Raw genomic sequence first — 19,074 nt, forward strand, 5'->3', positions numbered from 1 at the left:
GCATAGCTGCACAGTTCAGTGAATTCGGCCCGACCGAGGCCGCGACCATCTGCTCGCGGCAGGACCTCGGCGCCAGTCCGGCATCCACCGGCATTCCGGCATCCGCCGGAACGCATCTCACGCCATCCGAAGGGGAACGGCCAGGAACCGGACCGTAGGTCAGCGCGTCACAGTGGCGTGCGGTGGTGGAAGGGAGGAGCAGTGGCGGCGGAATACGGGAGACGCAGTGCGTCGCATGGGATGGCCTGGCCTTGGTTCGGGGCTGCGCTGGTTGCCGTTTCCTGCGTCCTGACCGCCTGCGGAGGCGGCGGCAGCGGCTCGGGGACGCGCTCCGCACCGTCGCGCCGTTCCGTCGATCCGCTCACCGCGACGCCGGCGCCGTCTCCCCCGGCGGGAACCTCGGCGTCCCCCGGGACGGCCTCCGCGTCACCGGACTGTGTCGCCGGCGGCTCCGCCACCGTCACCCACGGCCCTGGGGACGCCTCCGTCCGGGACCTCTGTGTGCGCGCCGGCGCGACGGTCACCGTGGTTCTGGGGCCTCGCTCGGGGAGCGCCTGGCCGCGGCCGCACAGCAGCAATCCCATGCTGGCCGTGGTGACTTCGACCGCCACCGGCCGGAACGGCGCCACCCAGGTCACCGTGCGGGCCGCGCGCACCGGCCTGGTGACGGTGACCTGGGGTCCGGACGACACTCCTGTCTTCGCCCTCCGGCTGAACGTGGCGGGGTATCCGGTGCAGTGATCGGGACGCGCACGGCCGGTGCGCGTCCCGCAGGTGGGGTGCGCACCGGCCGCCGGGTGACGGTGATCCGTCGTGGTCAGTCGTTACGGGTGGCCACGAGGCGCCGTACGTCGAGGGACCATATGCCGCGACCGTGGGTGGCGGCGTACAGCTTGCCGTCCGGGCCGAGTCGCAGTTGCATCACGGCCGCGGTGGGGAGGTCGTGCCCTGCCACCTGCCACCGGGTGGCACCGGCGGGCCGGTAGAAGGTGGCCAGGTCGGTGCCGAGGGCGAGGCCGCCGTTCGGGAGCAGCTTCACCGTGTTGGCGGGTACGTCGGGCAGGTTCGCCGAGATGTCCGTCCAGTCGGTGCCGCCGTTCTTCGACTCGAAGACGTGGCCGACGCCTGCGCCGGGTCCTTCGGTCCACTTGCGGGAGAAGCCGTTGACGGCCACATACACATGCCGGGCGTTGGCCGGGTCGACCTCGAAGCCGGAGAGGTAGCGGTTGGGGAGGGTGCCGTCGACCGGGAGGGTGAGCTGGTGCCAGCCGGTGCCGTCGGCGTTGCCGACCGCGATGCCCCGGCTGAAGCCCTTGCTGTCGCAGGGGCCGCACCAGCCGGCGTACACGGTGCCGCCCGAGGACGTCACGGCGGTGGCCACGTGGCCGTCGCCGAGGTCGTAGGCGTTCTTCCACTCCGTCCGGGACCGGATCGCGAAGCCCTTGTTCTGCACCCATACATGCCGGCCACCGGCCACCCAGGTGTTGCCGTCCTTGGTGTCGGCGGTGATCGGGGCGATGAAGCGGGCGCCGGCACCGCCCAGGTCCTTGTCCGGCGGGGCGACCTCGTACTCGGTGGCCTTGGTCGGGTCCGTGTTCCACGAGCCGTCGTTGACACCGCAGTTCTGGGTGACCCACATGTCGAGGTAGACGTACTCCGCCGCGATGTTGCAGCCGTTGGCGGGGTCGGCGATGGTGTCGGCGCCGTCGCCGCCGAAGTTGGAACCCATGACCTTGTCCCGGCCGCGCAGGATCGACTGGCCGTTGTCCTGGAGGCCGCCGGTCACGGAGACGCCGCCGTGGGCGAGGTCCTTGCCGACGCCCACCGAGTAGTACTGGAGGGTGTCGAGGGTGCCGTCGTTGAGGGACTGCCAGTCCTTCGCGTGGCCGCCCGAGTCGACCGCACCGTTGAGCGGACGGCGGTAGATGCCGCCGTCGTTGCCGACGTACGCCCAGGTCTTGCCGTGGTAGCTGCCGATCGCGACCGCGTGCTGATCGGAGTGGGTGGTCTGCGAGCAGTCGCCGGTCTGCTTGGCCGGGTCGATGCTCCAGCAGGGGAAGGGGAAGTTCCAGTACGGGCCGGGTGTGGTCCAGCTCGTACCGCCGTTCTTGGTCTCGAAGACCTCTTCCAGGCCCAGGTACACGTGGTCGGCATTGGCGGGGTCGACCTGGAGGAACTGGTTGTACCAGGACTGGATGCCGGGCTGGTAGCCCGCGCTCTGGAGCGCGGACCCGGATGCCTTGAGCTTGGTGTAGTCGGCGACCTGCGTCCACGGCCCGAACGGCGAGCCGTTCTTCGACACGTACACGCCCTTGAGGCCGCTGTCCGGGTTGGCGGTGGTCTGCGCCGGCGACTGGTCGATGGCGTACAGCCGCGAGCCGTCGGCAGCGGCGGCGAACGTCATGTTGCCGACGTCGGCACTGCCGGTCGGCAGGTCGCCGAGCCCGCTGACCGGCTTCCAGCCGCCGTCCTGCTTGGCGTACAGCCCGTTGTAGGTGTCTCCGCCGCGCCAGCCGACGGCGAGCAGGACCTTGGACGGGTCCTTCGGGTCGACGGCGATGTCATTGGCGATGTTCTTGTACGGGGCGCTCGGGTCGGACGCCTTCGAACCGTCCGGCAGATAGTCCGGGTTGGGGGCGAACTCCAGCTTCCACGGACCGGACAGGGTGGTGGTCGAGTGCGACCACACGCCGCGGCTGGTCGCCGCCCAGACCGTGCCGCCCACGAACCGCAACGCGTGGATGACGGTGCTCTCCAGCTCGGCGCCGCCCACCCGGTTGCCGGGCCGGAACTGCCCGTGCCGCGGATCGCCCAGAACGTAGACGCCGGTACCTACGAAGGCGGTTGCCCCCGTGTTCGACTCGCCGGTGGCGTACCAGAGGCGCTTCTTGCCGTCCAGGGCCAGGGTCCCCGTGGACAGCGAGGGGAGTTTGTCGGCGATCGGCTCCCAGCGTCCGCCGCCGGTCTTCGACCGGAAGACGCCGCCGTTGGCGCCGCCCGCATACACATACCCCTGGTCGTCGGCTGCGATCCCGGTGATCCGACCGGTCACCTTCCCGAAGCCGCCGCTGGAGTTGGAGTTCACGTCGCGGTAGCGGGGGTCGTCGGCGTTGTACGCCTTCTTGGTGACGTGATCCCAGTCGCCTGGCGTGTGGCGCATCGACTGGAGCTGCTGCCAAGCGGCTCCGTAGGCACCCGGCGCGACCACACCGGGGGCCGTGCGTGCCTCGGTGAACTGGGCAGTGGCTTCGGCGGAGTTCTCCGCCTCGTCGGAGTCGCCCTCCGAGCCGCCCGGGGTGGCGGCAGCGGACTTTCCCCGACCGGCGTGCGCCGCCTTGATGTGCTGCCGACCGATGTCGGCCTGGTGGCGCGCGTTCCAGGGCCGGGGTCTGGACTCACCTGACGCCGCGAACGACTGGGTGGTCGCCAGTCCGAACGCGGCGGCTACGGCGGCGCAGGTGATGAACCGCCGACGATGCCGTTGGGGCACCATGCCCTCTCCTCCCTGCGCCGAGTATGGGGGGCTCGACGCGGAGGAGATCTTGGCGTGCCCGCGACAGCGCTGCGAAGGGGGCCGCAGGAAAAATGGTGCGGAGTTTACGTTTGCGGCCCGCTCGGCTCGAAACTCCCCTAACTTCCCGTTGACAACTGCTAGTTGATGTTGCCCACGGTGCCCGCGGAGTCGGCGGGACCGGCCGCCGGCAACCCGAGCGAGTCCGGCACAGCGGCTGGCGAGCGGACGGCGGCGCCGGTAGGGCTGCGGTGCCGGTGGGGCGCCGGTGCCGCTTGCGGCTCCTTATCTTCCCCCCGTCCCCTCACGCATCACTCACGCACGTGCCGGAAAGCCCGCGGCCGTCAGGTCCCGCCACCCACCGGCGCTCAACCGGCGAGTCCCCCGAGCAGTGCCCAAGTACGGCGCCGGTCGGCGTCTCCGGCGATCTCCGTCCCGGAGAACACCACCTCCGTCGCCCCGGCGTCCCGATAGCGCCGCACCTCGGCGGCGACCGTCTTCTCGTCGCCGATCACCGCCACATCGGCCGCCCGTCGGCCGCCGGAGAGTTCGATGACCCGCGCATAGGACGGGATCCGCTCGTAGAACGCGAGCTGCTCGACGGCCTTCTCCCGCACAGAGTCCACATCGTCGGTCACCACGCCCTGCACCAGCGCGACGATCCGGGGCGCGGGCCGGCCGGCTGCCGATGCGGCCGCCGTGACGGCCGGAACGATGTGCTCGCTCAGGGCGCGCGGCCCGGCCAGATAGGGCAGGATCCCATCCGCCAGCTCACCGCTGACGCGTAGCGCCTGGGGCCCCATCGCGGCGACGAGCAACGGCACGCCCGCCTCGGCGCCCGGCACCCGGGCGGGGATCGGCGTCCTCGCGGTGAGCAGTTCGCCGTGGAAGTCGGCGGTACCGGTCTCGGTCAACTGCCGCAGCGCGGTGAGGAATTCGCGCAGCCGCGCGATGGGCCGCTCGAAGGGGACACCGAAGCCCCCCTCGGTCAGGAGCTTGGTACCGAGCGCCAGTCCGAGGTGGTAGCGGCCGTGCGTGGCCGCCTGGGCCGTCAGGGCCTGGCTGGAGACCACCAGCGGGTGGCGGCCGAAGACGGGAATGGCGGACGTACCCACGTGCAGGCCGGGCACTTCCCGCCCGACGACCGCCGCGAGCTGGGGTGAGTCCACACCGAAGGTCTGCCCGAACCAGGCCGACCGCAGTCCGGCGGCCGCGGCCTCGTGCGCGAGCCGCACGGTGGCGTCGATCTGGTTGTCGGCATCGATCGCGTTGAGCGCTACTCCTGTCACCATGCCCCTGCAAACCGGCGGAGCCTGCCGGGTATTCCGGTTTTTTCGCAGCGGATCGGGGAGTTCAGGATGACGAGTCGGGCTGGGTGAACTGCTCCTGAAGAAGCGGATGTTCACCCAGCCACACCTTGGCCTCGGGGGCGTTACGGTGGGCCGGCTTCGACCGCACGAGGCCCCCGGGTCACGAGATCGGACCGCGGACTCAGGGGCGCGGGTGTTCCGTCACGTCACCCCTGCTGTGGTGCAATGGCTGTCAGCCAGTCCTCGATGGTCACCACATCCGCCCACTGCGGGAACAGCTTTTCCGTGAGGGTCCGGTGCACCCCGGGGTCGGTGTCCAGGCAGCCGTCCGCCAGGACGGTGAGGCCGAAGTCCATGTCGTTGGCCTGGCACAGGGTGTACAGCACCACACCGCTGGTGGCGATGCCGGCGAGAACAAGACTGTCGATGCCACGGGCCCTGAGCACCAGGTCGAGATCGCTGCCCGAGAAGGCGCTTGCCCGCCTCTTGGTGACCACCACCTCCCCCTCCTCGGGTGCGACGTCCTGGTGGATCTCCGTACCGGGGTCCCCCTCGACGTACCGGCCCTCCCGCACCGCTGCGGACAGCACCCTGTTACGCGTACTGACGTCGGCACTGACCGGACGTAACCCGATGACCACGTAGATCACGGGGATGCCGGCCGCCCGGGCACCGTCGATCGCCCTGCGCAGGCGCACCGGATATCCCGAGCCGTCGTCCACGATATCCACGATGTCCCGTTGGACGTCCATCACGAGGAGGGCGCTGTTTGCCATGGTCGCTGTCCTTGTCTTCTCCGGGGAACGTCGCCGAACCGTTCGGCGTGCCCCGCTCCACGGTGTACGAACGTCCGGCAGGACCACGACTGTTCCCCGCCGGCCCGAGAAAACCGCGGCCACGGGCGTGATCCCCGCAAGGACTCCACGGTCACCGTACGACGCCGACCACCCGTTGTGGCGCGGCAGCCGCCCTTGCCTGCAGGGGTGCTGAGTTGCCCCGCACCAGGAGCGAAAGGCTACGTGCCTGGGGGGGCGGTCGGTCACACCGGGTTGGGGGCAGCGGCGGCGCGGTGTCGACGGACGAGTTCGCGCCGGTGGTAGCGGGCGAAGAGGCGGTTGAGCAGATCGTCGTCCATGGGGTGGCGGGAGCGCTGGGGATAGGCGGTCTCACGGCGGCTCATTTTGACAGAGACGACCCGTCGGACACGCCCTGCCGGGACCAGCGGGCCAACCACCCACCGCACGTCGGCCGGGGCAGACGTCCCGCCGACTTCGACCGGGCGCGCAACGCCCGCAGGAACGAAGTCGAACGGGCCGTCAACGCTCTCGGAAGCATCCGGGCCACAGCGACCCGATACGGCAAGAGGGCAGATGTCTTTCACGGAGCGGTCACCGTCATGGCAATCCGGCTGTGGCTCCGCCGATAACCCGTCGAACAGTCGTCAGCTTGAGCTGAGCAGGCCCTTGAGCCCATCCCCCAACCCACTCGCGGTCGATCCCACGGCCTGGTCCACCTTGCCTCCGGGAGTACCTGGGTCGAACAGTGTGCCGACCGCATTGGTCAGACTCTTACCTGGTTCAATCTTGGCCGGGTCGCCTTCGGCGTTGGCGGCGGGGGCGCCGAGAGCGAGGAGTGCGGCGGCACTGAGGGCGACCGTAGCGATGCCTCGCATGAACTTCCCTTCACTTAGGAAACGTTGGGAACTGACTACGACTGTCCGGCCGTGGAGACACGGGTGGATCGCCACTATCACTCGCTTGGGGCCGCCGAAAAGGTCAAGCTCGATCGCGAACAGTCGCCCAGGCAGCAGGCCAACGAGCGCAGGGGAAGAAGAGCGGCCAAGCAGCGGACCCGTCGGGCACGCCCGAGCCGTCAGTCCCCGTACGACCGCCGACCGGGCCCGCACAGTCCAGGCCATGACCTGCTCGAACGAACCCGGTTCAGTCATCGACGTACCCGGCGGTGGTCGTGAAGGCCGGCGGCCGGCCCGGCCCATCACACGCTGGATGGATCTTCGTGGTCGGCCCGCCGCGGGGCGTCCTTGAGACGGCCGGTCACCACCAGGTTGCCGTCCGGGGTGCGCCGCGCGAGGTCACCGGTACGGAAGTAGCCGTCGGTGGTGAAGGAGCGTGCGTTGTGGTCGGGCGCCCGATAGTAGCCCCGCAGGGTATACGGACCGCGGGCGAGGAGTTCCCCGGGCTCCCCGTCGGGCACGTCCTTCCCCTCGACATCGACGATGCGGATCTCGTCGTCGGGCGAGAGCGGGCGGCCCTGCGTGGTGAGCACGGTCTCGTCCGGATCAGCGGGCCCGGTGAGGGTGAGCAGCCCCTCAGCCCTGCCGAAGACCTGCTGCAGACAACAGCCCCATGCGGGGCCTGTCCGTTCGGCGGTCGCCCGGTGCGAGGGCGCGCCAACGATCTGCACGAGACGCAGACTGCTCAAGTCGGCCTGGGCCGTGGGAAGTAGGTCGAGCCAGAGCCGGGCGGCGGCGGGCACCACCGATGTGATGGTGACCCGCTCTCGTCCGATGACCGGAAGACATTCGGCGGGATCCGGGTTCTCGACCAGGACGACGGTGCCGCCGACGGAGAGGGTGCCGACGATGCCGGGGCAGCCGAAGGCGAAGTTGGACTCGGCGGGCAGCGCGGCGAGATACACGTCGTTCTCGGTGAGCGACACCAGCTCGGCGGCGGCCCGCGCCTGGTAGGCGTAGTCGTCGTGGGTGCGCGGAATGATCCTGGGCGCGGTGGTGTCACCGGAGAGAAGGAAGAACGCCACCTGGTCGGCGCTCTGCGCAGGCGACGGCGCGGGCGGGGCATCGATGGAGCCCAGGGGGAAGTAGTGGCAGCCCGACCGGTCGGCCGAAAGGCCGCCGTACGGGGACGCGGTGCCCGGCAGCTCATGGGTGAACACCCGTCGCAGAAAGGGCCCTTGCGCCGCGATGTCCGCGGCCATCGCCGTGTGGTCGAAGCCCTGGTACGTCGAGGGACCGACGTAGCCGGTCGCCTCGGTGACCCGCACGATGGGGGACACCTCGGGCGTGCGGTGCGAGACCGGGCAGAACACGGGGAGCGCGCCGACGCGCATCAGCGCGAAGACGGTGATGACGAACTCGGGAACGTTGGGTAGCTGGACGACGACCCGTTGCCCGGGCCGGAGGCCGCGCAGCCGGAATCCGGCGGCCATGCGGTCCACGCGCCGGTTCAGGTTCGCGTACGTGATGCGGGTGCCTCCGTGTACGAGGGCGGTCCGCGCTCCGTATTGCAGCGCCCAGCCCCGCAGCAGGTTGTCCAGCGTATTGCCACGCCAGTGCCCGGCCGCCCAGTAGCGGTCGACGAACTCCTCGGGCCAGGGAGTGCAGCCGTCGAGCATGGATGACATTCGCCTTCTCCTACGCCGGTTTCCGAACCGGAAGCCGTGCGGGTCGTGTGTCGCCGTGACGGCGCGCGGTAGCGGTGATCTCGACGGCCGCGGGCCCGGCCTCCGTCACCCCCATCGCCCCCATCTACCCCTCCTCAACGCCGGGGGCGATCCCTTCCCTCTTGACCTTGACCACCCAATCTCTCAACACCCCTCTACGCAATGCGCTTTCCCGACCATGGACCCGGAACTCCCTCAGCAGAAAGTCCAATGAGCGCCGCTGGCCAGGAGGAATGGTCGGGGTTCGAGCACCGCTCACGGCTCATCGATCAGACCTGGGGCCCGACCCCGACCCACGATGCCGGCGATGCCGGCCGGGGGCGCGGATCCGCCGGTGCCGGCCAGAGCCTTGGCCGTCCCCACCGCCTGCTCGTGCGGTCTCCGGGCCTGTTCAGCTTCGCTCCTCATTGCGGCCTGGGCCGGGAGGAGTCTGTACGGCGAGGAGCTGTGGGCGTTTTGCGGTGTGGCCGTCGCCGCTTGAGCGGCCACGCAGGCGTCTGCCCAGCCAGGGTCCGAGGAAGGCGGCGACCCAGCGCAGTTCGGCGGCGGCGGCGTTCCATCCGGTGGGTGCGGGCGTTGCGAGAGGGGGCAGGGGGTGTGTCCAGGTGTCGTCGCTGCCGGGCAGTGCGAGGGCGTGGGCGACGGCGGCGGCGATCCGCTGGTGGCCGAGTGGGCTGGCGTGGAGGCGGTCCGGGCTCCACAGGCGGGGGTCGGTGACCACGGGGTGGTGGCTGGTCTCGGCGACGGCGACCCCGTGGCGTCGGGCTGCCTGGCGGATGCGGTCGTTGAGGGTGGTGACGCGGCGACTGAGCGGCCGGGCGAGCGGGGTGATGCGTGCGATGTCGGGGAAGGTGAGAGTGGCGACGCGAGCGCCTTGGGCGGTGAGTGCGGCGAACATCGCCTCCAGGTGGCCGGCGACCTCGTCGGCGTCGAACCGCGGCCGCAGCAGGTCGTTGACCCCGGCGACCACAGTGGCCAGGTCGGGCCGCAGTGCGAGGGCAGGGGCAAGTTGCTCGGTGTGGACGTGGCGGGCCAGGCGTCCTCGTACGGCCAGGTTGGCGTACTGCAGACCGGGGTTGTGCGGTGCGAGGTGTTCGGCGAGCCGGTCGGCCCAGCCGCGCAGCCCCGCTGTGTCGTCGCCGTCGCCGAGTCCCTCGGTCTGGCTGTCGCCGAGGGCGACGTAGCGCGCGTATCGCGGATCAGAACCGGGCACGGGCCGCCTGCCTTTCCTGCAGGACCGTGATGGTGCGCTCGCACCAGTCACGGTTGCCCTGCTCGAAGGCGAGCCCACGAAGGCAGGTCAGGTAGGGGCCGATGCGCTCGCTGTGGCGTAGGAACTCCGCTTCGGTACGGTCGCCGCGCATGGTGTGCAGCAGCTTGCCGAACAGGTCGATCCTGGCCTGGGCGAAGGCGGCGCGCTCGGTGAGCCGCTCCGTCAGGTCCCCGATGTCGACGTGGTCGGCGGCCTGGACCTTGACCAGCAGGTCGTCGCGGATGAAGGAGGGCTTGCCGGCCGTGGCGGTGAAGCGCTCCAATTCGGCCAGGCCGGCGTCGGTGACCTGGAACAGGCGCTTGTTGGGCCGGTTGTCCTGGACGACTTCCCGGCCCGTGACCAGCCCGTCCTTCTCCAGCCGGGTCAGCTCGGCGTACAACTGCTGCGGCTGTGCGTGCCAGAAGTTGGCCACCCCGAGGTCGAACGCCTTGGTCAGCTGGTATCCACTCAGCTCCTCGTCGAGCAGCGCCGCCAGCACGGCATGGCGCAAGGCCATCGGATCGCCTCCGCTTCTTCGTCTTCTTCGTGTTGTTCGCCCTGCTTGGCCCTGTCCAGGGTTCCGCTTGCCATGATACTCATGGATCTGATTAATCTTATTCGTGAACATGAGGGGAAGTCATGGACGCAGCAGAACGCTTCCGCGCCGCCGTCGACCGCCGCGACCTCGCAGCGATGGAGGACCTGTTCACCGACGACATCCGCCTCTACAGCCCCGTGAAGTTCCAGCCCTTCGAGGGCAAGCCGATGGTGCTGGGCCTCTTCGGGGTCCTGCTCCGGACCTTCGAGAACTTCCGCTACATCGGCCGGTTCGCCGGCACCGCCGAGACGAGCGCCGACGGCACCGCTTCCCCGTCGGCGGCCCTGCTCTTCCGCACCACCGTGGGCGGCAAGCAGATCCACGGCATCGACCTGCTGCACTTCGACGGCGACGGCCGGATCAAGGAATTCACCGTCATGGTCCGGCCGCAGTCCGCCGTCCAAGCCCTGGGCGAGGCGGTTCTCGCCGGGCTGATCGATGACGGTCTGGTCCCGGCACCCGCCGATCAGTGACGAGGGTGCCCCTGGTTCGCCCGCCGGAGAGCGGTCGTCGTTGCGGCCACGATGGCGGGCACAACCGGGGCACGGCACAACGGAAATCTCGGAGGGCACCGGCAGCTCCCGGTGTCGATACCGTCGTACGTCTCGCGCCGCTGCCTCACCCCTCCAGGCAACCAGCCACGGACGACCGGGCATTGCGGTAGGGCACGCGTGGCGTCTCTCCTCACGCCCGGGGTTCGTCACCCCCCGCTGGGCCGAGTACCGGTGCCGCCGGCCGATGCCTGCCGCCCGATCAGGACCGACCCTCGGCGAAACCTCGTTCGAGGGCATCGAGCGCTGCGCCCACCGTGGCGTTGAGTCGCCGCCGGACACCGACCGGCGAGCGTCCCGCGAGGAGCCCGTCCTGGACGACCGAGTGCCGCAGGATGAGCACACCCGTCGCCGCCGCGGCCCACGCCGTCGATCCGCTCGCCTCCGCCAGCGGTGTGAGCCACGACTGGAGGAGGGAAGCCCGTCGGGCGGTCAGTGTCGGTGAGTCCCGTTCGCACTGTGCGAAGGTGCGCATGGCGGCCCATATCGTTTCGTCGACCGCTCCCCATGAGCACGGGCCGGCGAGGATGGGGCCGCTCACCACCAGGGGGCGGATCGCAGTGGTCGCGGAGGTGGTCCCGCGATCGGCGACCGTTGCCACCAGCTGCTCCAGAACAGCCGGCTCGGCATCGAAGAACAACTCCTCCTTCGCGCCGAAGTAGTTGACGACCGTCTTGACCGACACGTCAGCGGCGGCAGCGACGTCGGCGAGCGTCACCGACTCGAACCCTCGCCGCTCGAACAGTCGGGTCGCACAGTCGGAGATCCGCTGTCGCGTCTCCGCTCGCTTGCGCTCACGAATACCTACCATGGTAGAAAGTTTACCAGCATGGTAAGAATCTTGAAAGGCGGAGCCATGGATGGACAGTTGCGCTGGCTGGTGACAGGCGCCAGTTCGGGCCTGGGAGCGGCAGTTGCCGAAGCTGCGATCGCGCGTGGGGACGAGATCATCGCGACCGCTCGCGACGCGGCACGGCTGGACCGTCTCGTCGGCCGAGCCGCCGACCGGGTGCGTGTGGTCGAGCTGGACCTGGCCGACCCGGCGGGAGCACGGGCGGCGATCGCCGACATCGCACGGACGGGGATCGACGTTCTGGTGAACAACGCCGGCTACGGGCTCATAGGCGCCTTCGAGGAGGCCACCGATGGGCAACTGCGTGAGGCATTCGAGGTCAACCTCTTCGGCGGCCTCGAACTGACCCGGGCCCTCCTGCCCGGCATGCGCGAGCGGAGCTGGGGGCGCATCGTGCAGATGTCGTCGATCGTCGGTGTCACCTCCGGGCTCGGCGGCGCGGGGTATGCAGGCCCCAAGGCGGCCCTCGAAGCCGTGTCGGACTCGATCGCGGCCGAGGTCGCACCGTTCGGCATCCACCTCACGATCGTCGAACCCGGCGCGTTCCGCACGGACTTCGGCGGGCGGTCGCTGCGCCTGACCGACCAGCTTCCCGCGTACCGGTCGATCGTCGGGCCACCCCGCGACGCGTTCCTCGCCCACCACGGCACCCAGCGGGGCAACCCCGAGCGCGCCGCCCAGGCCATCCTCGACGCGGTCCTGTCGCCGCGGCCCCCGCGACGACTACCGCTTGGCCCGGACGCCTTCGGCGTGCTCCGCGCCCACTACACGGCACGGCTGTCCGAACTCGACGCTCTGGAGCCGACCGCCGCGGTGACCGACTACCCCAGGTCCTGACCCGGCGGGCTGCCCGATCCCGACCGATCCAGTCCGGTCCGGTCCGGTAAGTCCGGCCGGCTCGCGGACCGGTAGGGCCGTGCCGTCCCGACCGCGCCCGTACACCGTATTGCTTGGGCGAGCAAACCGCGCTACCGTCTTGCTCATGCAAGCAAGAAATGGCTCGTCCAAGCAAAACGCGGGAGGCAAGGCCAAGCGCTCCTTCACGGAGACGGGCCGTCGCGCCCAGATCGTCACCGCGGCGATCGACGTCATCGCCGAAGTCGGTTACCACCGGGCCTCGTTCGCGAAGATCGCCGAGCGCGCCGGGCTGAGGAGCACGGGGATGATCTCCTACCACTTCGACGGGCGGGACGACCTGATGCGCGAGGTCGTCGCCGAGGTACTGCGGATCGCGGAGGGACACCTCCGCCCCCGCATCGAGGCCCACGAGAGCTACGCGGCCCGCCTGCGCGCCTCCATCGAGGGCAACCTGGATCTGTGCGCCGAGTACCCGAACCACCTCGCGGCGATCACCGAGATCCTCACCAACCTCCCCGGCGGCTCCCCCGGCATGGCGGCCTTCCTCGACACCACGGAGGCGAACCTCACCGTCCAGGTGGAGCAGATCCGCAAGGGGCAACGCGCGGGCGAGTTCTGCGACTTCGACCCGTGGGTGATGATGCGCGCGATCCGCGCCGCCATCGATGACGTGGTACGCCGCGCCACCCGCGATCCCGATCTCGATGTACGGGCCGCCGGCCGGGAGTTGGCCGACCTGTTCGACCGGGCCACCAGAAGCACGTCATGACCACAGCGAAAACGGGGGAACACGCCATGGCAACACAGCAGGCACCGCAGACCGACACCGACGGGGCCGCCGCAGCGCCCGCCCGACGCCGCACCGCGGCGCTGCGCCGTCGACTCGCCGCGCAGCTGCTCTTCGAACTCGTCATCCCGCTCGGCTCCTATTACGGGCTGCGCGCGGCCGGCGCCGGCCAGTGGCTCTCGATGGCCGTAGGCGGCCTGCTGTTGCTGCCGTGGATCGGTTACGGCATCGTGCGGCAGCGGCGGGTGGAGGCGATGGCGGTGTTCACGCTGAGCCTGGTGGTGGTCGGAACGCTGCTGTCCCTGATCACCGGCAGCCCACGGGTGCTCATGATCAGGGACAGCTGGCTGACCGCCGCGATCGGACTCTGGGTGCTCGGCACACTGCTCACCCGGCGTCCGTTCATCATGACGACCTCGCGCGGCATCGTCATCGCCAAGGTCGGCGAGGCCGGACTGGTCGCATGGGAGGCGCGGTGGGACGTGGAACCGATGTTCCGTCACCACCTGCGACTGGTCACGGCGGTGTGGGGCGCGGTCTTCCTCCTCGACGCGGTGCTGCGGGTGGTGCTGGCGTACACGATCCCGGTGGACGCCTTCCCGCTGACCAGCACCGTGCTCTGGCTGGTGCTGCTCGGCGGGCTGCTCACGTTCCACAACTGGTACATCACGCGGCACGGCCTCAAGCTGTAGGGGGAGCCACGGGCACCGACGTCGGGGGGCTCATCCCGTGGAGGTGCTCATCGCGCGAGGGCCGCCGGCCCTCGTCTGTCCGTTGCTCGCAGGGATGGGTTGCTGTTGTCCGTCGGCCTGGGTGCGGCAGGGCCTCAAGCCGTTGGACGGCGGTCGTGGAGAGCCTTCGCAACCACCTGCGTTCGAGGCCCGTAGTCGGGGAGCGGAACCGCTCGGTTGCCGCGTCCGGCCACGGGCTCAGCGGGCAGATCCGCTGCTCGGAGCGGACTGGGTGAGGATGCGCCGAAGCCAGCGGGAACGGGCGTTGCCGGCGTCCTGGCTGAGGACTGCCTGTGGGGCGAAGGTGTCGAAGCCATGGAACGCTCCGGGCCACACGTGCAGTTCGGCCTGGCCACCGGCCTGCCAGATCGCCTGGGCATAGGCCACGTCCTCGTCCCGGAAGGTCTCGGCCGACCCGACCTCGATGTAGGCCGCAGGGAGCCCGGACAGATCCGTGGCGCGGCCGGGAGCGGCGTAGGGCGGCAGGTCCGCTGCGCCGTACCGGTCGCCCAGCAGCGCCTGCCACGCAGTGGTGTTGGAGGATCGGTCCCAGGTGTCGATGCCGGCCATCTGGTGACTGGAGAAGGTGTCGTTGCGGTCGTCGAGCATCGGGGACAGAAGCAGCTGTCCGATCGGTGTGGGCCCGCCTCGGTCACGGGTGAGCAGGGCGAGCGCCGCGGCGAGTCCGCCACCGGCACTCTTTCCTCCCACGATGATCCGGCCCGCGTCGATGCCCAGTTGGGCCGCTTGCCCGGCCACCCAGACGAATCCGGCGTAACAGTCCTCCACCGGTGCCGGATACTGCGCCTGCGGCGCCAACCGGTACTCGACGGAGACGACGGCCAACTCCATTGTGAGAGCCCACTCGCGCAGCAGTCGCGGAAGAACCGACCACGCGTTGCCCGCGATCATCCCTCCGCCGTGCATGTAGTACAGCAGGGGCAACGGCCCGGCGATCCCGGCGGGCCGTGCGCTCACCAGCGTGACGTCCTGCCCGCCCGACGCTCCCGGTACACGCAGCTCGGTCACCTCGAAGCGGCCGTCGGCCCGGAGATCCCGGACCGTCGGCCTGGGCCGGGCCGCGGCATCCCGCTGCTGCCGGGCCGCAAGGTTCTCCAGGGTGATCGGCTCCCTCGCCTCGTCCCCCAAAGCCGCCAGCGCCACCCTCAGTTCGGGGTCGAACGGGGGCGCGTCCCCGGCCGTCGAGACCGGGCCGGGCTCCGGCGGCATGCCACCGGCACTCATGCCAGGCCCTCCCGTCGGGCGAGGGGAAACCGGCCGGCGTCCCGACCGCAACGGCTCGTCAGCGTGTCCGGGCGTGTGGGGAAGGCGCGCGTGAGGTCCATGCGGCATAGTCAATCACCTGGGGGCCGGTGTGGGTGGTGGGCCGGGTACTCGTACTGGTCGGGGGCGGGGGCGGTTGTCCTGCACCGTCGGCTGCCGAGTCTCCACCCGTGGGTGGAACCCTCCATATCAACCCCTGGGTGGTCGCCATCGGCTCCGCGCGAGGCGCAACCTTGACCCATGCACTCACTGCACTCCGCACTTGTCGCTCTCACCGGCGCCTGTGTCCTGATCTTCACCGGGGCCTGGGTCGTGGGTGGTGTCTATTTCGGCGTGAGGAGCCAGGCCGGCCCGGGCGGCTGGGTGCGCGGTATGCGTCGCACCCTGCCGCGCAGGGTCCTGCTGATCGCGGGCGCCTATGCGTTCTCCGAGCTGGTGAGACACACCCCACAGGTGTGGCATCACCTCCAGTACTGGCAGCCCGAGCTGGCTCTGCTGGGTGCCCTGCTCGCCGTCGCCTCCACCGCGTTGCTGCTGTGGGCGCGATGGGTTCTGGGCACCATGTGGGCCAGCATCCCCATGGTCAAGGAGCACCACGAGCTGCGTACCGACGGCCCCTACCGGCTGGTGCGCCATCCCATCTACACCGGCTTCCTCGGCCTGGTCGTCGGCGGCATGCTGGCCTGCGGCTTCGGTGTCTGGATTGCCTTCCTCGTGATCGCCGTCCCCTGGCTGCTCCGTCGGGTCCGGGTCGAAGACGGCCTCATGGCCCGCCAGTTCGGTCCCGCCTACGCGCTCTACCGCACGCGCGTGCCGGCGTTGATACCGTGGACTCGCCCCGCCCGTCGGTAAGCGCCCCTCCCACCGACGGTCGCCACCCCGACACGCCTGCCGGAGTCCCATCCGGCAGGGCGCCTGCCGGGTTCCGGCCTCGCGAAGAGGCCGGAGCGGCACCACCAGGGGTCAGGTGGTGGCCAGCAGCACGTCCTCTCCGCTCGACGGGCGGAGTCCGTCGGTGCGGTCGGCGAAGTAGCGCTCGGCGAGTGCCTCCCCCGACACGTGCCGGACGTCCGCGAAGCCGGCGTCGCGGGCCACTGCCAGCATCTCGGGCGGGGTGTAGAAGCTGATGAACGGCGTTCCGGATGCCTGCGCGCCCTTCTCGCTCCTCCGGAGGCCGGGGCGGTCGGCGTCGTCGAGCAGTTCGGTCGGCAGCAGGAAGGTCATGGCGAGCGTCGAGCCGGGGGCGAGCCCGGCGACCTGGCGCAGTGTGGTCGCCGTGGCGTCTTTGGTGAGGTACATGGTGACGCCGGTCGAGACGATGACCGCCGGCCGACCGGAGTCGAAGCCGGCGGCGGCCAGCTTCTCCAGCCAGTCTTCGCTCGCCTCGAAGTCGACCGGCACCAGGTGCAGCCAGTCGGGGATGCCGTAGCCGAGTTCGGCCAGGCGGCGGCGCTTCCATGCCTGGGTGCCCGGCTGGTCGACCTCGAAGACCCGTAGGCGGGAGGCGACCTCCGGCCTGCGCTGGGCGAAGGTGTCCAGGCCGGCTCCCAGGATGACGTACTGGGTCACGCCGCGGTCGGCCTGCTCCTCGATCAGGTCCTCGACGAAACGGGCGCGGGCCACGATGGCCGCCCGGAACCCCACGGTGGCCTGCGGGTCCATGTCGGGGCGGTGGCGCCAGTCGTCGTCGGGGGCCGCCAGCTCCAGGCCGGTCTCGTCCCTGAGCACGTGCGGCGGCGGGTCGAGCTGGACGTGCAATGCCCGCCACAGGGCGGTCCGCACCGCGGTGTTGTCCGGCTCCCCGATCTGCTCGTCTGCCATGGTGTTCCCCTTTCGCCTCGGTCAGTTACCGGCGGGGGCCTGGAGGCTCCACAGACGCCCGTCGGGGTCGCGGACGGTCATCTCCCTGGTTCCGTAATGGGTGTCCTCGAACGGCGTCACCACCTCGACGGCAGGATCGGGGCGGAACGCGTCCGCGTCCGGAACCTTCAACACGACCTGCGTCCGGGGCTCCTGGTCCTCGGGCACCTCGGCGATGAAGACGTACGGCCCGTCGCCGTTGCGGAGCCGGCCGGAGTTGTGGTCGGTCGAGAACTCCAACTCGTAGCCCAGCCCCTGGAAGAACTTCGCCGCCCTGCCCCAGTTGTGGGTCGTCAGGAACACGGCCTCGATTCCTTCGGTCGCCATGTCAGGTCTCCTTCCCGGTCGATTGACCTGTCTGGCCTTGGGCGTCGTCGAGGTAGGCACGCAGGGCGTCGGCAACCAATGCCGACAACGACATGCCCGACTCAATGGCGCGGTACTTGACCTGCTTGATCAGCCCGATCGGCAGGTACACGTTGAACTGCTTGACTTCCTCATCACCCACGAGCGCGATGCTAGCATCCTAGCAAGCTATTCGCCCGTCGATACGGCGAACCGGTCCAGGAGGCTCAGGGCGTCGGCGTCGGCACTCGTCGCCCCCAGGCGCGGCGTCGCCGGACTAGGCGCGGGGGGTCGTGGGCGCGTAGGCAGGGGGTCGCCGGCGCAGGCACGGCGAGGCTCAGGCATGGGTGATCTGCGGCCCCGCGTAGGACAGCGCCGCCGGAACGCGTCGCCTGCGGCGTCGCGGTGCTTGAGGCCGGCGGGACTCCCCCGCTCGCTCCGGCACCGTGTGCCCGTTGCGGGTCCTGATGGAGGTGTCCGCGCGGCGAGCCGCCGAGGGGGCGCGCCGTCGCAGCGCGCTCTCAGCGGATGAGGTGCGGCAGGAAACGTGCGTACCCGTCGGTGACCAGACCCGCTGATTCGCGGATGCCGAGTCCGGCGGCCTCCTCTTCGACGACCCAGGCGCCGAGCACCACGCGGTTTCCGTCGAAGTCGGGCAGCGGCGCCAACTCCTGGTAGCAGCAGGGCTCTTCGGGCTGCGCGGGGGCGGATCCCGGCGGGTGGACGGTGACGCCCGCACCCTCCCGGCCCAGCAGGGGCTTGGCGACATAGCCGGGACCGTCCGGGGCGGCCAGCTGGCGGGGGCCGTCCAGGTAGGCGGGCAGAAGGTGGGGATGGCCGGGGAAGAGCTCCCAGAGAATGGCCAGCAGGGCCTTGTTGGAGAGCAGCATCTTCCAGGCGGGCTCGATCCACAGGGTGGTGCCGGTGGCGCCGCCGTTGTCGAGGGTGTCCAGGACGTACGGGCCGAACGCGTCGGCGGCCAGCCACTCCCAGGGGTAGAGCTTGAAGCAGGCCCGGACGAAGCGCAGCCGCTGGTCGACGAAGCGGCCGGAGAGCCGGTCCCAGCCGATCTCCTCCACGGAGATCGCCTCGGTCGTCAGGCCCGCCTGCTCGGCCGTCTCGCGCAGGTAGGCGACCGTCATCAGGTCCTCGCCCAGCTCGTCGGCGGCCGAGTGCGCGAAGTGCAGCGGGGCGCCGGGCGGCAGCAGGGCCGCCTGCCGCTTCCAGGCGTCGACCAGCCGCTCGTGCAGCGAGTTCCACTGGTCGGCGGCCGGGAACCGGTCCTCCATCCAGAACCACTGCGGGCTTGCGGCCTCCACCAGGGAGGTGGGGGTGTCGGCGTTGTACTCCAGCATCTTGGCCGGGCCGGTGCCGTCGTAGCGGAGGTCGAAACGTCCGTAGAGGGAGGGGAGTTCGGCGCGGCGGCGCCATGCCTCGGCGACCCTGGCGGCCAGGCGCGGATCGGTGATGCCGAGGTCGGCGAACCGCTCGTGGGTGACGATGTGCTCGGCGGCGGCCAGGCACATGCCGTGCAGTTCCTCGACGACTTCCTCCAGCGACTCGATCTCGGCGGCCGAGAAGGAGTAGTACGCGCTCTCGTCCCAGTAGGGGCGCAGGGAGTCGTCGGGGTAGCGGGTGAGGGGATAGATCAGGCCCTGGGCCTCGACGATGGTCTGCCAGTCGGGGCGGGGCTCGATGGTGTGGCGGTGCATGG

Annotated in this window: 19 protein-coding genes; 6 read left to right on the top strand and 13 right to left on the bottom strand. The window is 70.3% G+C overall.

Annotation, left to right across the window (positions count from 1 at the left end):
* Window positions 1-594 precede the first annotated feature (594 nt).
* Complete coding sequence (locus GR130_RS21775) at window positions 595-741, top strand: hypothetical protein (protein ID WP_159506253.1); 147 nt, start codon at window positions 595-597, stop codon at window positions 739-741.
* Window positions 742-817: 76 nt separating this feature from the next.
* On the opposite strand, the gene GR130_RS21780 is transcribed toward GR130_RS21775, so the two are convergent.
* The 7 genes from GR130_RS21780 to GR130_RS21815 form a co-directional block, all read right to left on the bottom strand.
* The gene (locus GR130_RS21780; RefSeq protein WP_159506254.1) at window positions 818-3,493 is read right to left on the bottom strand and encodes a glycosyl hydrolase; all 2,676 of its coding nucleotides are present in this window, start codon (window positions 3,491-3,493) and stop codon (window positions 818-820) included.
* Between the two features lie 386 nt (window positions 3,494-3,879).
* A complete protein-coding gene (locus GR130_RS21785; protein WP_159506255.1) occupies window positions 3,880-4,803 on the bottom strand; it encodes an LLM class F420-dependent oxidoreductase in 924 nt (307 codons plus the stop codon).
* Window positions 4,804-5,027: 224 nt separating this feature from the next.
* Complete coding sequence (locus GR130_RS21790) at window positions 5,028-5,597, bottom strand: cysteine hydrolase family protein (RefSeq protein WP_159506256.1); 570 nt, start codon at window positions 5,595-5,597, stop codon at window positions 5,028-5,030.
* Between the two features lie 263 nt (window positions 5,598-5,860).
* The gene (locus GR130_RS39960; RefSeq protein ID WP_201305279.1) at window positions 5,861-6,001 is read right to left on the bottom strand and encodes a hypothetical protein; all 141 of its coding nucleotides are present in this window, start codon (window positions 5,999-6,001) and stop codon (window positions 5,861-5,863) included.
* An 815-nt stretch (window positions 6,002-6,816) separates the two neighbouring features.
* Entirely contained in the window at window positions 6,817-8,202 is a 1,386-nt protein-coding gene (locus GR130_RS21805) for a (2,3-dihydroxybenzoyl)adenylate synthase (RefSeq protein ID WP_236573334.1), read from the bottom strand.
* A 430-nt stretch (window positions 8,203-8,632) separates the two neighbouring features.
* Window positions 8,633-9,454 (bottom strand): SGNH/GDSL hydrolase family protein, encoded by an 822-nt coding sequence (locus tag GR130_RS21810; protein ID WP_159506257.1) that lies wholly within the window; start codon window positions 9,452-9,454, stop codon window positions 8,633-8,635.
* Entirely contained in the window at window positions 9,441-10,010 is a 570-nt protein-coding gene (locus tag GR130_RS21815; protein ID WP_159506258.1) for a PadR family transcriptional regulator, read from the bottom strand. Before GR130_RS21815 ends, GR130_RS21810 begins: the two co-directional genes overlap by 14 nt.
* Window positions 10,011-10,132: 122 nt before the next feature.
* Here GR130_RS21815 and GR130_RS21820 point away from each other — a divergent pair, with 122 nt between their 5' ends.
* Window positions 10,133-10,564 carry a nuclear transport factor 2 family protein gene (locus GR130_RS21820; protein WP_159506259.1) on the top strand — a complete coding sequence of 144 codons (432 nt, stop codon included), beginning with the start codon at window positions 10,133-10,135 and terminating at the stop codon, window positions 10,562-10,564.
* A 280-nt stretch (window positions 10,565-10,844) separates the two neighbouring features.
* Here the strand turns inward: GR130_RS21820 and GR130_RS21825 are convergent, their stop codons facing one another.
* Entirely contained in the window at window positions 10,845-11,453 is a 609-nt protein-coding gene (locus tag GR130_RS21825; protein ID WP_159506260.1) for a TetR/AcrR family transcriptional regulator, read from the bottom strand.
* Window positions 11,454-11,498: 45 nt separating this feature from the next.
* Here GR130_RS21825 and GR130_RS21830 point away from each other — a divergent pair, with 45 nt between their 5' ends.
* The 3 genes from GR130_RS21830 (at window position 11,499) to GR130_RS21840 (ending at window position 13,832) form a co-directional block, all read left to right on the top strand.
* Window positions 11,499-12,332, top strand: coding sequence for an SDR family NAD(P)-dependent oxidoreductase (locus GR130_RS21830; RefSeq protein ID WP_159506261.1), 834 nt, complete (start codon window positions 11,499-11,501; stop codon window positions 12,330-12,332).
* A gap of 145 nt (window positions 12,333-12,477) precedes the next feature.
* Window positions 12,478-13,122 (top strand): TetR/AcrR family transcriptional regulator, encoded by a 645-nt coding sequence (locus GR130_RS21835; RefSeq protein WP_159506262.1) that lies wholly within the window; start codon window positions 12,478-12,480, stop codon window positions 13,120-13,122.
* A 26-nt stretch (window positions 13,123-13,148) separates the two neighbouring features.
* Window positions 13,149-13,832 (top strand): VC0807 family protein, encoded by a 684-nt coding sequence (locus GR130_RS21840; RefSeq protein WP_236573335.1) that lies wholly within the window; start codon window positions 13,149-13,151, stop codon window positions 13,830-13,832.
* A gap of 237 nt (window positions 13,833-14,069) precedes the next feature.
* On the opposite strand, the gene GR130_RS21845 is transcribed toward GR130_RS21840, so the two are convergent.
* Window positions 14,070-15,116: an alpha/beta hydrolase gene (locus tag GR130_RS21845; protein ID WP_236573337.1), complete on the bottom strand. Its 1,047-nt coding sequence runs from the start codon at window positions 15,114-15,116 to the stop codon at window positions 14,070-14,072.
* Between the two features lie 279 nt (window positions 15,117-15,395).
* On the opposite strand from GR130_RS21845, the gene GR130_RS21850 reads away from it, so the two are divergent.
* Complete coding sequence (locus tag GR130_RS21850) at window positions 15,396-16,007, top strand: methyltransferase family protein (protein ID WP_159506264.1); 612 nt, start codon at window positions 15,396-15,398, stop codon at window positions 16,005-16,007.
* Between the two features lie 111 nt (window positions 16,008-16,118).
* Here the strand turns inward: GR130_RS21850 and GR130_RS21855 are convergent, their stop codons facing one another.
* The 4 genes from GR130_RS21855 to GR130_RS21870 all read right to left on the bottom strand — a co-directional run bounded on the left by GR130_RS21855 (window position 16,119) and on the right by GR130_RS21870 (window position 19,072).
* The gene (locus GR130_RS21855) at window positions 16,119-16,976 is read right to left on the bottom strand and encodes a class I SAM-dependent methyltransferase (protein ID WP_159506265.1); all 858 of its coding nucleotides are present in this window, start codon (window positions 16,974-16,976) and stop codon (window positions 16,119-16,121) included.
* Window positions 16,977-16,997: 21 nt separating this feature from the next.
* Entirely contained in the window at window positions 16,998-17,342 is a 345-nt protein-coding gene (locus tag GR130_RS21860; protein WP_159506266.1) for a VOC family protein, read from the bottom strand.
* A 1-nt stretch (window position 17,343) separates the two neighbouring features.
* Complete coding sequence (locus GR130_RS21865) at window positions 17,344-17,523, bottom strand: CopG family transcriptional regulator (RefSeq protein ID WP_159506267.1); 180 nt, start codon at window positions 17,521-17,523, stop codon at window positions 17,344-17,346.
* Between the two features lie 358 nt (window positions 17,524-17,881).
* Window positions 17,882-19,072: a glutathionylspermidine synthase family protein gene (locus GR130_RS21870; RefSeq protein WP_159506268.1), complete on the bottom strand. Its 1,191-nt coding sequence runs from the start codon at window positions 19,070-19,072 to the stop codon at window positions 17,882-17,884.
* Window positions 19,073-19,074: the final 2 nt, after the last annotated feature.

The sequence above is a fragment of the Streptomyces sp. GS7 genome (assembly GCF_009834125.1).
Classification (GTDB): domain Bacteria; phylum Actinomycetota; class Actinomycetes; order Streptomycetales; family Streptomycetaceae; genus Streptomyces.